This window comes from Candidatus Agathobaculum pullicola (genome assembly GCF_052117205.1).
Lineage (GTDB): Bacteria > Bacillota > Clostridia > Oscillospirales > Butyricicoccaceae > Agathobaculum > Agathobaculum pullicola.
Window position 1 is genome coordinate 1 of the sequence record NZ_JBQKJP010000037.1, and the last position, 13,206, is coordinate 13,206.

Here is a 13,206-nt window from a genome sequence, read left to right on the forward strand (position 1 = left end):
CCTGGCGGCTTGAATCGGTATGCCTTCTGCGAGAATTCTAAACACAAACCGTTCTGCTAAAAGCTATGTGCTGGTAGGACGGTTCTTTTTGCCTTATTATGCGGTGTTGCCATAATATTAATTGTAATAGGAGATGTCTGTTTGAATGATCCTATCAAGATGCTCTGCTGAAAGGCGCAATTTTAAGGTACTGCCAATGATCCGTACTTCATCGGTTCAGAGCATACCACCGGTTATCTGTTTCTGTGCGACTATAAAGGTGACACCATCTATTTGGAGCATCAGAACTGCACTTCGGACGGTCGCGGCTTTGACCAGTTTATCCGGACTCATATCGGCGAATTCAAACTTCTTGGTCAGCTCATATAAGGATGCGCTCAAGGCTTCCATTTTCCAGCGCGTTTTTACTATCATCTCTGGCCGAGAACCATCGCGCCGTTCTGTGCGAAATCGGCTTTGAAGCCACCGCACTGCTCTATATCTTCCACGTTACCCACTACGATGGCCTACATCTGGCGACAGCATGAAAAGCAAAAAATCCACCGGAACTATCCGGTGGATTTTTCATATTCTCTTATGCGGTAGTATAATAGATTACCGCAACCTCGCCGTTAACTACAGACGGATAACAATGGCGATACCCATTCCCCGTACTGACCGGTGCATCAATCTGATGGTACGGCTGCGTTACATCAACCGCCACGCAATCGGCCGCCGCAGGCAAGATAAACTCACTGTCATCCTGCGGAGCGGTGAAGGTAAACTGCCCATTGGCATAGGACACTGTGTGGTTGATCTCCTGCTGGCCCGTCAGCGTGATATACGTCACACCATCCTCCTGCCGCAAATTGGTATATTGCATCAATCCCTCATACTGCAGACTGGAATCATAATTCTCAATAACCACGTCGCAGTAGCTCTGGGCGCCGATGCAAACATTGACCACATTGCCGCGTTGCTGGTATACCGCATTTGTTCCGGCATCCAGCAAATGGGTCGCGCGATACAGCATGACCGCCATCTCTGCGCGGGTGACATTTGCGGTCGGGTTCAGCTTACCATTTGAACCACTGATCACCCTTGCATTGACCAATGCACTAATCGAGTCACGGGCGTAACTGGAAATCTGATCGACATCCGAATACCCCGACAGATTGTCCGCCGGCAGTGTCAGCTGTGTGCGATCGAGCGTACGCTTGAGAAACACCATAGCGTCTTGCCGTGTCATGTTTTGCTCCGGAAGAAAACGGTTATCGTCCGTTCCGGTAGCCACACCAAAAGCCTTTGCCGCAGTGACCGACTTACTGTAATAGGTATTGCCCGGCACATCCACAAAGGTGCCGCTGGCATCAATCAGACCGCTGTCCAGCACCTCACTCATACCGAAAGCACGATCCAGCATCACAATAAAATCCGCCCGGGTAATGGCACTGCCCGGATAAAACAAATGATTACCGCTTCCCTTGATTACCCCTGCTACCGCAAGCGTATCAATTTCGCGGTGAGCCCATGCGTACTTCTCTGTAACGTCATAGAAATAAACAGAGTGATCGGGCAAATACGCATAGGTTTCCGTGTCGTCCGTCGCAAGCGCAGCGGTCAGCACGCTTACTGCAACGACGACAACCAGCAGCATCGCTGCCACCAGCTTACGCGTTCTTGTCATAATCTTCTCCTTGCCGTAAGGTGAACAACATGGGGGATTTCCTCCACCAATGTAAACTTACTGCAAAAGTATATCACATTTGTCCCCACTTGGCAAGTTAAAAGTTGAATAAAATTCTTGTTTCGGTTTTCATTATCCGTAATTTCCCACGTTTTCCCCTCTTTTTCCGTCCTTTTTTGTCATCGCTGTGCGTGGGGAACGTTATGCTGTCTGCGCATCAACATGTACGCTGCTCCGCACGGTACCACAGATAACTCAGCACCGTCGCCACAAGCGACGCTGCCAACAGAGGCACCACCAGCATCACGAAACGCACTATATTATTGGGAAAAAATGCACCGATTACACCCAGCACACCTGCCGCAAAGTACATCCTTCCGGCAACGCGATGTGTACGGCTCCATACGGTTTCACTTGACATCGTCCATGGGGTTTTTATGCCGCAAAACCAATTCATGCGAAACTTCGGCATAACATTTCCCAAATATACCATCATCAGGCTGACCACCAGACAGACCACCATCGCCACATCGACCGTGCCCGGCCGCAGACCTTCCACCACGCAAATACCGTTCATTACCAGAACAAACAGCATCATAACCACCTGAAAGCCGAGATACGAACCGAAAAACTTAGCATAATTGCGTGTTTTTGGATCAAATCGCGGCATAAAGTAAAACAGCGCTGCCAGAAGCGGACCGAGACACGCCACAATCCACAGATGCCACTTGGGCTCATATTCAACTCCGCCCCTAAAATCCCACTGCATCGGAATTTCCGCCGGCAGGTGCGCATATACGGCTGCCGCCAGCACCACCGGAAGAGTCGCCAAAATCCACACGGTCACTTGCCCTTTACCGATCTTTTTCATTGCTGTTACCACCTTTCAACGCCGTGATCCATTCCAAAATCTCATCGACCACGGACATGTTCAGTTCGTAATAAATGTATTTTCCCTGTTTATCATCCATCACCAAACCGGCATCCTTCAAAATCGACAAATGATGTGAAATCGTCGCGCTGGAAACTGTAAAATGCGCGGCAATCTCCCCTGCTGCCATGGGGCCTGCACGCAATAAGCCCAGGATGTCTCGCCGGATAGGATCGGACAGGGCTTTGAAGGTCTGCTGAAAACTCATTTTGTTTCCTCACCCTTCCTCGGGCGGCGTGCCGGACACCAACCCTTACTGCCGCAGTGCGGACAAGTCAGCCGCCACTCCTCGTTGACATGCTGTCGGAACAACAGCTTAGTCCACGGAAGAGAAAACAGCGCGCCGCACGATTTGCACCAAAACCGACATCGCGCCAAAATTCGCGCCTGTCCCACAATCAATGCTGCCAATATCAGCAGCACTGCACACGCCACAATCATCATCCGCATGTCGCTCCCATCATTTAGATAATTATCTAATTGAAAGATATAACACTCACGCATATCTGTCAAGCATTATTTTGATATTTATCTAAATATTGACCAGACTTCTTTTCATCTAATCGATTAATAAAAAAGTCCCGAGACTTTTGTCTCGGGACTTTTCTTTGTTCTATCATGAACTCTTACGCCATGCCGTTGAGCTTGACTGTCATCTTGCTCTTCTTGTTGGCCGCGTTGTTCTTATGCAGGAGGTGCTTGGCAGCCGCCTGATCAACCGCCTTGACAGCGGTCGTATAAGCAACAGTCGCTTCCGCCTTATCGCCGGCAGCAACAGCCGTATCGAACTTCTTCAGCGTGGTCTTGAGCGCGCTCTTAGCCATCTGGTTGTTCATCGCCTTGACAGCATTCACCTTAACACGCTTCTTTGCAGACTTGATGTTGGGCATTCCGAAAACACCTCCTTCGTTTTCTATTCGTCAGTGTTTCTATTCTACCATCACTTTTTCCAAAATGCAAGTCTTTTTTCCATGATTCTGTATAAAAAATCCGACGTGCCGTAAAATACTCAAAAAAGGAGTGAATACACATGGCTTTTCGCACAGATTTGGCAGTCGAAGCGGTTCAAAACCTGTCTCATGCAGCCGACTTGCAGCAGGTTCGGCAATCCGACCGCACAATTGAAGGCTTTTCAGTCAGCGAGGTAGAAATCTTAACAGAGCACGCAGCGCAGGAAATCGGCAAGCCCTGCGGACGATATGTGACGCTGGAGCTGGATGCACTCGTTCGGCGCGAGGAGGATGCCTTTCCACGCGCCTGCCGCGCGCTCAGTACGCTGCTGGGCGAACTGCTGCCGCACAGCGCAGCCTCGGGTCCGGTTCTGGTCACTGGTCTGGGTAACCGCATGATTACTCCGGACGCCATCGGCCCTCAGGCAATCGACCATGTGATCGCCACACGCCATTTGGTCGAGCAGGTTCCGGACGTATTTGCTTCCTGGCGGCCGGTGTCCGCTCTTGCGCCCGGTGTGCTGGGCCAGACAGGCGTGGAAACCGGCGAAGTCATCTGCGGTGTGCTGGACCGCGTACAGCCTGCTGCAGTACTCGCGGTGGATGCGCTTGCCGCCGGACGACTCAGCCGTTTGCTGCGTACCATTCAGTTGGCTGATACCGGCATCACGCCCGGAGCAGGCGTAGGCAACGCACGTGCCGCACTCAACAGTGAAACGCTCGGTGTGCCGGTTATCGCTATCGGTGTACCCACGGTTGTCGACGGCGCGACACTCGCACACGAAATCGCCGCGCAGCTCGGCAGCCCCTCCTGCGAAGCGCTTGACGACCTTTCCCTTCCAGTTATGGTCACCACGCGCGACATCGACCGCGAAGTGGCCGATATCGCCCGCGTCATTGGCTACGCTGTCAATATGGCGCTGCACCCCCATTTGACCGTCAGCGACATCGACTTATATTTGTCTTGAACTTCCCGCCATCTTTCGGTCATACTCGCGCAAGGACGGGCGTATGATAGAACAAAACGCAGGGAGGTGGCAACGATGAAAAGACATAGAAGATCCTCTCGGCGGCGGCGCGGCATCGGTCTGCCTGCCGCCGTTACGCTGTGCATTGCCGCCTCGCTGCTGCTGTTTTCACGCATGGGCGGCGAATCCACCGCGCAGCAGGCGCTGACCCGTCTGGCCGGAAACGGTGATTTCATTCTGCGCGCAGTGTCGCTTGAACTCGGTCTATCACCCAATCAGGCTGCGGTTTTCGTCCCGCGCACCGCGGCATCCGCCCGCAGCGAGGATGCCGACAGCCCGCTTGCGGAAAGCACCTATATTCCACAAACGGAAGAAAACGACAATCCGGTGCTGGATGCCGCAGACAAGGCCGCCACCATCACCATCAATAACGAAACCTCCTATGCGGTTGATGTGGCGGCCTGTCTGGCATCGGATGCCGCCATTCATGTCAGCGGGGACGGCCCACAGGTGCTCATCGTGCATACGCACGGCAGTGAAAGCTACACACCGGATGCCGCCTTCCCCTATACGCCAACCGAAAACGAGCGCACAACCGACACCCGTTATAATGTTGTGCGCGTGGGTGACGAGCTGCAAAGCATTTTGCAGGATAACGGGATCGAAACCGTACATATCCGCGATATCTTTGACTCTCCGGCCTATTCCGGTTCTTATGACCGTTCGCTCGCTGCCATTGAACAGGCATTAGACGATTATCCGTCCATTCAAATCGTGATTGACCTGCATCGTGACTCCATCCTGACGGACGACGGGCAGGCCTACAAAACCTCCTGCACGATCGACGGCGAGGAAATGGCGCAATTGATGTTCGTTGTCGGCACGGATGACGGCGGATTAACCCATCCAAACTGGCAGGACAATCTGAATTATATCACCGGCCTGCAATACCAGCTCAACCGCGCTTATCCCGGACTGATGCGCCCGGTCAACCTGCGCACACAGCGTTTTAACCAGCATGTGCGGACCGGTTCGATGCTGGTTGAGGTCGGCTCCTCGGGCAATACGATGCCGGAAGCACTCGCCGCAATCCGTCTATTTGGTCAGACGCTGGCGGATGACCTCAACAACGTATAACACTGCCCAATACGGCACAAAATACCCCCAATAAGGGGTGAAACCATGGATTCCATCACATTTTCCACCGATTTGGAAAGCAATATCCGCCTGATGCAGACAATTTTTCAGGGAGACAATACCTTTGTCACACGTCGTGCGATCAGTCACGCCGGCCTTTCCTGCGCGGTATTCTTTTTTGACGGCATGGTCAATAACATCGCCATCAACCAAAGCGTCATTCGACCGATTGTGTGCTCTGACCTGTCCCACGCTTCGGCGGAAACACTTTGCCAAACCGTGCTGCAAATCAACGACAGCCGTGTCGAAACCGACATGGCAAAGCTGTTTGCCTCCTTCCTATATGGCGATACGGTAGTATTCACCGAGGGAGAGGCGCGACCGGTCGTGGTCAACACCAAGGGGTTTTCCGTGCGCAGCGCGTCCGAACCGGAAAACGAGCGTGTGCTTTCCGGCCCGCGCGAAGGCTTCACCGAGTGTTTTATGCCCAATCTCGCCCTCATCCGCCGCAGGCTGAACGATAAACGTCTTAAATTCACCTTTCTGCGCATCGGAAGCCGCACCAATACGGTCATCTGCCTGTGTTATCTGGCTGGTGTGTGCGAGCAAAAGCTGGTCACTCATCTCAAGCGCAAGCTGGAAGCACTCGATATCGACAGCGTGCTCGACGCTAACTATCTGGCCGAGCGTATCCGCGACCACCGCTTGTCACCCTTCCCCACCCTTGGCACGACCGAACGTCCAGACGTAGTCGCCGCGCGGCTGGTGGAAGGCCGCTGCGCCATCGTAGTAGACGGCAGTCCGGTCGTGCTGACCGCTCCCTTTCTGTTTCAGGAGTGCTTCCAGTCCAACGACGATTACTATATCAACTTTTTGCAGGCCAACCTGTCCCGCCTGCTGCGCGTAGCCGGCTTTATCTTTACCATCACCTTTCCCGCGGTCTACGTTGCGCTGATGCTGTATCACCGTGAATTGGTCCCCGCACGTCTGCTGTTTGCCGTGTCGGCGGCGCAGCGCGGCGTGCCGCTGCCAATCGGGTGGGAGACCTTTCTGCTCCTGCTCGTACTGGAAGCGCTCAAGGAGGCCGGTGCACGCACACCTGGCGCAATGGGCCAGACAATGAGCATTGTAGGCGGTCTGGTGCTCGGACAGGCTGCGGTCTCGGCGCGATTTGCCGCTGCGCCCACCGTCATTGTCGTCGCCATTGCGGGCGTAACTGGGCTGATGGTGCCCAAGCTGCAAACTGCGACTCTTTGGCTGCGCTTTGCACTGCTGGCGGGCGCTGCCGCTTATGGTCTATACGGTGTCAGTCTCGCACTCGCGCTGGTGCTGACATGGCTTTGCCGGATGCACTCATGCTCGGTACCGTATCTACTGAATCTCATCCCGCGCGTGCAGGCCGAGCAGGAGGACGCATGGCTGCGCGCACCATGGTTTTTCATGCGGCATGACCGCTTTGCGGTCAAACGGAATTCATCAAAGGGGGACAAACCTTGAAACTGCCCGGAATATTGCTGCTAATTTCCCTGCTGCTATGCGGCTGTGCACGTGAGGTCTCACCGGTCTCCGCGCTCGCACTCGACCGGGAGGACGATGTCTACCGACTGACTGCCGAAGTGGTACGGCAGGACAGTCTGGATGACGCAGCCTCGCCCGCCTATCTTTCCGCCACCGGACGCGACTTGCCCGAATTGCTGACCAATCTAAGCAACATCCTGCCCGGAGAGCTATATCTGAGTCACGCCCAAGTACTGCTCATCAGCGAAAGCGTCGCGGAAGAGAGCATCCTGCCGCTGGCGGATTACCTTTGCACGGAAAACGACGTGCGCCTCAGCTTGCGCGTCGCGGTTGTACGCGACGGCACAGCAACCGACCTGCTGCAAAGCGACGACGAAGTTTATGCGCTCAGCGAACTGCTCGACCGCGCCGCGCAGGAGGGCACGCTGCCCGACATGCCGCTTTATCGCGTTTCCGAAGTGCTGCACGCGGATGGCACCGCCATCTTGCCTGCCTTATATCTGGATGAATTCGGCCAGACCTCGCCCGCTGGCACGGCCGTTTTTGCAAACGAACGCCTGTCCTGTTTCCTCGACGGCGACGAGATTGGAGGCGGTACACATGCGTGAACGTCTGTTCCCGCGCTGGGGCGCAGCCCTATTCGCCCTGCTTCCCCTAAGTGAAATCCTATACACCCCTGCAAGCGGACAAACCGTATATGCCGCAGCACTGGCCAGCCTGATCTGTGCACTCCTATGTGCGGGCGGCGCACGCCTTGCCCCCGTCTGGCAGAAATCTCATCTACTGCAGTGGCTGCTTGCGCTGTTTTCCCTGTGGCCAATTGCGTCCTCCCTTGCTCGCATGGGCGTCTTTCTGCGCAGCACAGTATTTTCCACCCGCCCTCTCTGGAGTCTGATTCTGGTCCTGACGGTTTGCACTCTGCTTGCTGCGACGGCAGGGCTCAACCGCTGCGCGATGTGGGCCTTGCCGGTGGCTTGGATCGCCGGTGTCATCATCATACTGAGCGGTGTATTGACCGTCTCACAGCTTCAGCCGGTGTACTGGATTATGCCTGACGCAACCTTGCCGCGCGAGACCGGCCGCATCCTACTGCGCCTGCTGCCCGCATCGCTGGCACTCTCTTTATCATTGCCGGAGTCGCTTTCCGGCGCTGCCGCGCGCGGCTTATCCGCCGGCGGCGCGCTGTTTGCATTGATTTCACTGCGCACGACACTCCTTCTTGGTGTGCACACCGCCGCCCTCTTACCCTACCCCAATTTTTCCGCGGCAGGACTTGCTGCCATCGGTGATTTTGCGCGCCACGGCGAAGTTTTTTTCGCAGTTCCGTTGCTGCTTTGCGAACTCGGACGCTGCGCTGCGCTCTCCTGCGTACTGCTGCTGCCCTTCTCACACTCCTACGGCGTATTGCGCCTGTCACGGCGCGCCAAACAATAACGGATTGCTCTTGCGTCCCGCCGCGTGCTTTGCTATACTGATGGCAAAGGAGAAGGATGCAATGAATATTCAGATTTTCGGCAAAAACAAGTGCTTTGACACGAAAAAGGCACAGCGTTGGTTTAAAGAACGCGGCATCAAGTTTCAGATGATTGATCTGACGCAAAAAGGTATGTCGCGCGGCGAGCTGGATAGCGTGCTCAAAGCCGTGGGCGGGCTGGACGCGGTATTGGACGAAAAAAGTAAGGGCTATGCTTCGCTCACCTATCTTGCTTACGACGAGGACAAAAAGGAAAAGCTGCTTGACGACGGCACATTGCTCAAAACGCCCATCGTGCGCAACGGCAAACAAGCCACCGTCGGCTACCAGCCCGATATATGGGCAAACTGGGAATAAGGTTGGTGCAAAATAAAAGAAGGACGGCTTTCGCCGTCCTTCTTTGTTGTTTCTAACGCTTACATCAGATCCTTCTGATGCGTTGCATACAGGTATTCATCCATCGTGTTGATGATACGGTCCTCAACCAGCGCAACCGGATCGTTCTCCAGCAGTCCCTCGCGCACCTTGGTGTACTGAATAGGCATGAACTGGCTGAGCAGATTGAGCGGGATACCCAGCTTGCGCAGGTTGCCAATCAGCCGCTCCTTGGCCGCCTCCACCGACGGAGTCGGCATGTAATAGCGGCAGCGATCGGAGAAGGAGAACTTGCGCTTCATGCGGATCTCCAGCTCAGTGCCCTGATAGTGCTTCTTCCAGTGCTTGTCATCGGCGAGCATCGCCTCATCCAGCGCCTCGATAAAGTGGCTCGGCTCAATATCCGTGCCGTAGAGCAGCTCCTTCTCGATATACGCCAGCGCGAACATGCCCTCACGCATCGCAAACGTCAGCGCTGGGCCGACCTTGAGGATACCTACGCCGTCCTCAACCAGCTCACGCAGCTTGATTTTGGTTTGGTAATCGGTCGAGTGGCCCTCGAACACGAGGTTCGGGAAGTCCTGAATCGACGCCATCAGCTCTGCTGCCTTGGCACGATCATACTCGGTGCATCCGCTGTCCTTTTCTTCCACGCCCGGCTGTACGACAACCGCAATGACATTGTTCCACGCCTCGTCCAGACCTTCCTTGCGGAATGCGTTCTCAAAAGTCGCAACCGTATTCTTGAAGTCCTCCACACGAGTTACCTGCACGCCCTGATCCGCGCCGACCTGACCGCCCGGGATCGGCACCTCGCTGCCGACGATATAAACCGGCGCAATGGCGTTCGGATCGCTCTCCAGCAGCTTGTGATAGGTATCCTCCGCCACACGCGCCAAACGCGCGCCGCGGCGAGCAATTGTCTCATCACTCAGGCGGGTATTCGGGTCATCGTCCGCGACCTTCATACTGGTGTCGATATGAATCTTGGTAAAGCCCGCGCCGACATAATGACGAATGAGTTCCTCCGCATCCGCCATTGCCTCTGCTTCCGGCTTTCCTGCAAAAGTCAGCGGGCCAAGGTGATCGCCGCCGAGGAACAGCTTGGACTTGTCAAAACCGACCTTGTCCGCAAGGCCCAGCACAAACTGCTTGAAATCCATCGGCTTCATACCGGTATAGCCGCCGTTCTGGTCGCACTGATTGGCAGTGGACTCAATCAGTACGCAGGAACCGTCCGACAAGCCACGCTTGAGCGCCGCTTCAATAACATAGCCATTCGCGCTGCATACCGAATAAATGCCCACGCTTTTGCCCTGCTTCTGGAGTTCTACCAACTTTTTCAGCGGATTATAATTCATCAAAAATTCCTCCTCTTATTTTCAGCAATCCTGCGGCAAAGCCATACAGTCTTGCGTTCATGATAACACGATTTTCATATTTCTGATTGGATTTATCAAATATCCATTTGCATTTTTCCGTAACCTGCCTCACATCGCATTTATCTGAGGCAAGGCTTTTCATCCGGATTCCCCTGTGGTAAAATAATTGTATCAAAACATCCCGCATTATGCAGGAGAAAGAGGGTACAATTTTATGCCTTTGGTAACAACAGAAAAAATGTTGCTGGACGCACAGGCGGGCCATTATGCCGTCGGCGCGTTCAATGTGGAAAACATGGAGATGGTAATGGCTGTCGTTCGTGCAGCGGAAGAGCTACGCTCCCCCGTCATCTTGCAGACCACGCCGTCCACCGTCAAGTATGCCGGTCTGGACTACTATCTGGCGATGGTAAAAGCGGCGGCTGCACGCACTGACGTACCGATTGCCATGCACCTTGACCACGGTGACAGCTTCGGCCTTGCCATGCAGGCGCTGCGCACCGGTTACACCTCCATCATGATTGATGGTTCGCACGAAGGCTTCGAGGACAATATCGCACTGACCCGCCGCGTCGTCGACGCCTGCGCGCCGTCCCGCATCAGTGTGGAAGCTGAGCTGGGTAAGGTCGGCGGCAAGGAGGACGACCTCGAAGGCGGTGACGGCAACCCGTTCACCGACCCGCAGCAGGCCAAGGAATTCGTCGAGCGTACCGGTGTCGGCTCGCTTGCAATTGCCATCGGCACGGCGCACGGCCTGTACAAGGGCACACCTAAACTGGACTTTGATCGTCTGAGCGCTATTCGCGAAGTCGTTTCCATCCCGTTGGTGCTGCATGGCGCATCCGGCGTTCCCGATGACGCGGTACGCGAGTCCATCACCCGCGGCATCTGCAAGGTCAACTTTGCAACCGAGCTGCGCATCGCGTTCAGTGACGGTGTCAAGGATTATCTCCGGAAAGATCCGGATGTGTTTGACCCGAAGAAATATTGCAAGGTCGGTATTGCAAACGTTATTGAGACGGTCAAGGGCAAAATCGCCATCTGCGGTTCCGCTGGCAAGGCCTGAAGTCTGCATGTCCGTGTAAAAACCCATCGCCTGCGCGATGGGTTTTTATTTGTCACTTCATCCGGGTCAGTGCCACAATATGCAGCACACAGAAATACAGTCCCATGATAGCCAAACCCACACTGAACACCATCAAGCCAAGAGAATACTGCTCCATATAAGCATTGACCAGCACAAGCACTGCAAAAACCGCCCACAGCACGATAAGCGCCAGCACTTTCTCACGGCTTTTTCTGGCAACAATGGATTGCAGCGGCGTCAAACGGCGTCCAAAATCCATATCCGTGACAACCTCGAGCTTTTTGAAAAAGGCCGCGCGGTAGTACAGCTCCACTACTGCGAATAATGCCACGCCGGCAAGCGTCGCCTGCATCCAGTTGAGGAACGTACCTGCGCACAAAATGGCCGCAAACAGGATGATGACCAGTCGATTCTGGAAGAAAAGGATCTTCCCTTCATTCTTCTTTTCAATCACATAGCCTTGCTTCGTCAGGCTGTCATAATAAATAATACGTTTTTTCTTATCCGTATACACATTTCTACCGGATAACTGTGTGTTGGGGATTTGCTGTTTCTTACTCATCTAACATTCCTTTTCCCTTGCAATATGTCTGGAGCACATTGTAATCGCGGTCAAGCACCACGAGATCCGCATCCAGACCCACCTTAATCGCACCTTTACGGTCTTGGATACCCAGACAAGCCGCCGGATTCTTAGTGCAGGCATTAATGGCCGTGCTGACCGGCACCTGCGCCTCCTCAATCAGGATGCGCAGACCCTTGTTGACACACAGTGTAGAGCCTGCCAGACCGCCGGTCGAAGTCAAGTGCGCGCTGCCGTCCGGATAGATTTCAATTTCGTTACCGCCAAACAGGAACTTAGACCCGATCGGCTTGCCCTTTGCCATCAATGCGTCGGTAACCAATACCGCGTAGTCCGCGCCCTTCTCATGGAAGAACTGGTTGAGCGCCGCAAGGGTTGAATGATTGCCGTCACAGATGATCTCGCCATACATGCTGCGGATGCGGTAAGCCGCACCAACCAGACCATTGGCGCGATGGTTAAACGGCGTCATGCCATTATAAACATGGGTCATCGTTCTGGCGCCGTTTGCAACCGCCATCACTGCCTGCTCATAGGTCGCAGCAGAGTGTCCGATGCTGACCACCACACCATGCTCACTGCAATAGCGAGTCAACGCAAAGTCCTCATCGGTTTCGGTCGCCATGGTGATATACTTAATCAGGCCGTTTGCCGCTTCTTGATACTTTTTGAATTGCTCTACTGTGGGCTTGACAATATACTGTTCCGGCTGTGCGCCCTTGTAACCCATGTCCAAATAAGGGCCTTCAAAGTGCGCGCCCAAAATCTCCGCGCCCTCATAGCCGTCGCCAACCACCTTGGCAACATTTTTCAGCGCTGCGGTCAGCACCTGCTCACTCTGCGTGATCGTGGTCGGCAGGAATGCGGTCACGCCTTCCTGCACAATATTACGCGCCCAGTAGCGCAGGCCTTCCTCTTCCGCATCATTGGTATCAAAACCATATGCGCCGTGACAATGCACATCGATAAAACCCGGCAGAATTCGCTCGCTGCCGTAGTCCTTATCGACCGGTTTCGTACCATACGGATTAACGCCGGTGATTTTCCCGTCTTCCATCTCAATTTGTGCTTCGACAAACTGATCGGCAAACCAAACCTTTTTACTTTGAATAATCATTTTTTCTCCTCCTTCTAT

At 54.3% G+C, this 13,206-nt stretch carries 17 protein-coding genes; 7 read left to right on the plus strand and 10 right to left on the minus strand.

Annotated features, from left to right (window positions below; genetic code table 11):
* Positions 1 to 216: 216 nt before the first annotated feature.
* From ACTQ3V_RS11740 to rpsT, 6 genes are all read right to left on the minus strand, one after another.
* Positions 217 to 381 (minus strand): hypothetical protein, encoded by a 165-nt coding sequence (locus ACTQ3V_RS11740; protein WP_441467669.1) that lies wholly within the window; start codon positions 379 to 381, stop codon positions 217 to 219.
* 193 nt (positions 382 to 574) lie between these two features.
* On the minus strand, positions 575 to 1,666 hold the full coding sequence (locus ACTQ3V_RS11745; protein ID WP_441467670.1) for an S-layer homology domain-containing protein: 1,092 nt from the start codon (positions 1,664 to 1,666) through the stop codon (positions 575 to 577).
* 217 nt (positions 1,667 to 1,883) lie between these two features.
* Positions 1,884 to 2,537 carry an SdpI family protein gene (locus ACTQ3V_RS11750; protein WP_441467671.1) on the minus strand — a complete coding sequence of 218 codons (654 nt, stop codon included), beginning with the start codon at positions 2,535 to 2,537 and terminating at the stop codon, positions 1,884 to 1,886.
* A complete protein-coding gene (locus ACTQ3V_RS11755) occupies positions 2,521 to 2,805 on the minus strand; it encodes an autorepressor SdpR family transcription factor (protein ID WP_441467672.1) in 285 nt (94 codons plus the stop codon). The genes ACTQ3V_RS11750 and ACTQ3V_RS11755 overlap by 17 nt, the downstream gene beginning before the upstream one ends.
* Positions 2,802 to 3,041: a hypothetical protein gene (locus ACTQ3V_RS11760; protein WP_441467673.1), complete on the minus strand. Its 240-nt coding sequence runs from the start codon at positions 3,039 to 3,041 to the stop codon at positions 2,802 to 2,804. Before ACTQ3V_RS11760 ends, ACTQ3V_RS11755 begins: the two co-directional genes overlap by 4 nt.
* Before the next feature lie 182 nt (positions 3,042 to 3,223).
* Positions 3,224 to 3,487 (minus strand): 30S ribosomal protein S20, encoded by a 264-nt coding sequence (gene rpsT / locus ACTQ3V_RS11765; protein WP_054326254.1) that lies wholly within the window; start codon positions 3,485 to 3,487, stop codon positions 3,224 to 3,226.
* Positions 3,488 to 3,627: 140 nt separating this feature from the next.
* Here rpsT and gpr point away from each other — a divergent pair, with 140 nt between their 5' ends.
* The 6 genes from gpr (at position 3,628) to ACTQ3V_RS11795 (ending at position 9,001) form a co-directional block, all read left to right on the plus strand.
* Complete coding sequence (gene gpr, locus ACTQ3V_RS11770) at positions 3,628 to 4,515, plus strand: GPR endopeptidase (protein WP_441467674.1); 888 nt, start codon at positions 3,628 to 3,630, stop codon at positions 4,513 to 4,515.
* 75 nt (positions 4,516 to 4,590) lie between these two features.
* Positions 4,591 to 5,652, plus strand: a complete 1,062-nt coding sequence (gene spoIIP, locus ACTQ3V_RS11775) for a stage II sporulation protein P (protein WP_441467675.1) — start codon at positions 4,591 to 4,593, stop codon at positions 5,650 to 5,652.
* Between the two features lie 45 nt (positions 5,653 to 5,697).
* Positions 5,698 to 7,149, plus strand: a complete 1,452-nt coding sequence (locus ACTQ3V_RS11780) for a spore germination protein (RefSeq protein WP_441467676.1) — start codon at positions 5,698 to 5,700, stop codon at positions 7,147 to 7,149.
* On the plus strand, positions 7,146 to 7,778 hold the full coding sequence (locus ACTQ3V_RS11785) for a Ger(x)C family spore germination protein (protein WP_441467677.1): 633 nt from the start codon (positions 7,146 to 7,148) through the stop codon (positions 7,776 to 7,778). Before ACTQ3V_RS11780 ends, ACTQ3V_RS11785 begins: the two co-directional genes overlap by 4 nt.
* Positions 7,771 to 8,604: a hypothetical protein gene (locus ACTQ3V_RS11790; protein WP_441467678.1), complete on the plus strand. Its 834-nt coding sequence runs from the start codon at positions 7,771 to 7,773 to the stop codon at positions 8,602 to 8,604. Before ACTQ3V_RS11785 ends, ACTQ3V_RS11790 begins: the two co-directional genes overlap by 8 nt.
* A gap of 61 nt (positions 8,605 to 8,665) precedes the next feature.
* Positions 8,666 to 9,001 carry an arsenate reductase family protein gene (locus ACTQ3V_RS11795; protein ID WP_441467679.1) on the plus strand — a complete coding sequence of 112 codons (336 nt, stop codon included), beginning with the start codon at positions 8,666 to 8,668 and terminating at the stop codon, positions 8,999 to 9,001.
* 59 nt (positions 9,002 to 9,060) lie between these two features.
* On the opposite strand, the gene ACTQ3V_RS11800 is transcribed toward ACTQ3V_RS11795, so the two are convergent.
* Together ACTQ3V_RS11800 and ACTQ3V_RS11805 are read right to left on the minus strand one after the other, a co-directional pair.
* Positions 9,061 to 10,383 carry a class II D-tagatose-bisphosphate aldolase, non-catalytic subunit gene (locus ACTQ3V_RS11800; RefSeq protein WP_441467680.1) on the minus strand — a complete coding sequence of 441 codons (1,323 nt, stop codon included), beginning with the start codon at positions 10,381 to 10,383 and terminating at the stop codon, positions 9,061 to 9,063.
* The gene (locus tag ACTQ3V_RS11805; RefSeq protein WP_441467681.1) at positions 10,370 to 10,543 is read right to left on the minus strand and encodes a hypothetical protein; all 174 of its coding nucleotides are present in this window, start codon (positions 10,541 to 10,543) and stop codon (positions 10,370 to 10,372) included. The genes ACTQ3V_RS11800 and ACTQ3V_RS11805 overlap by 14 nt, the downstream gene beginning before the upstream one ends.
* A gap of 72 nt (positions 10,544 to 10,615) precedes the next feature.
* On the opposite strand from ACTQ3V_RS11805, the gene gatY reads away from it, so the two are divergent.
* Complete coding sequence (gene gatY, locus ACTQ3V_RS11810) at positions 10,616 to 11,467, plus strand: tagatose-bisphosphate aldolase subunit GatY (RefSeq protein ID WP_441467682.1); 852 nt, start codon at positions 10,616 to 10,618, stop codon at positions 11,465 to 11,467.
* Between the two features lie 52 nt (positions 11,468 to 11,519).
* Here gatY and ACTQ3V_RS11815 read toward each other — a convergent pair whose 3' ends face one another.
* Together ACTQ3V_RS11815 and nagA are read right to left on the minus strand one after the other, a co-directional pair.
* The gene (locus tag ACTQ3V_RS11815) at positions 11,520 to 12,050 is read right to left on the minus strand and encodes a hypothetical protein (protein ID WP_441467683.1); all 531 of its coding nucleotides are present in this window, start codon (positions 12,048 to 12,050) and stop codon (positions 11,520 to 11,522) included.
* Positions 12,043 to 13,188, minus strand: coding sequence for an N-acetylglucosamine-6-phosphate deacetylase (gene nagA / locus ACTQ3V_RS11820; protein WP_441467684.1), 1,146 nt, complete (start codon positions 13,186 to 13,188; stop codon positions 12,043 to 12,045). Before nagA ends, ACTQ3V_RS11815 begins: the two co-directional genes overlap by 8 nt.
* Positions 13,189 to 13,206: the final 18 nt, after the last annotated feature.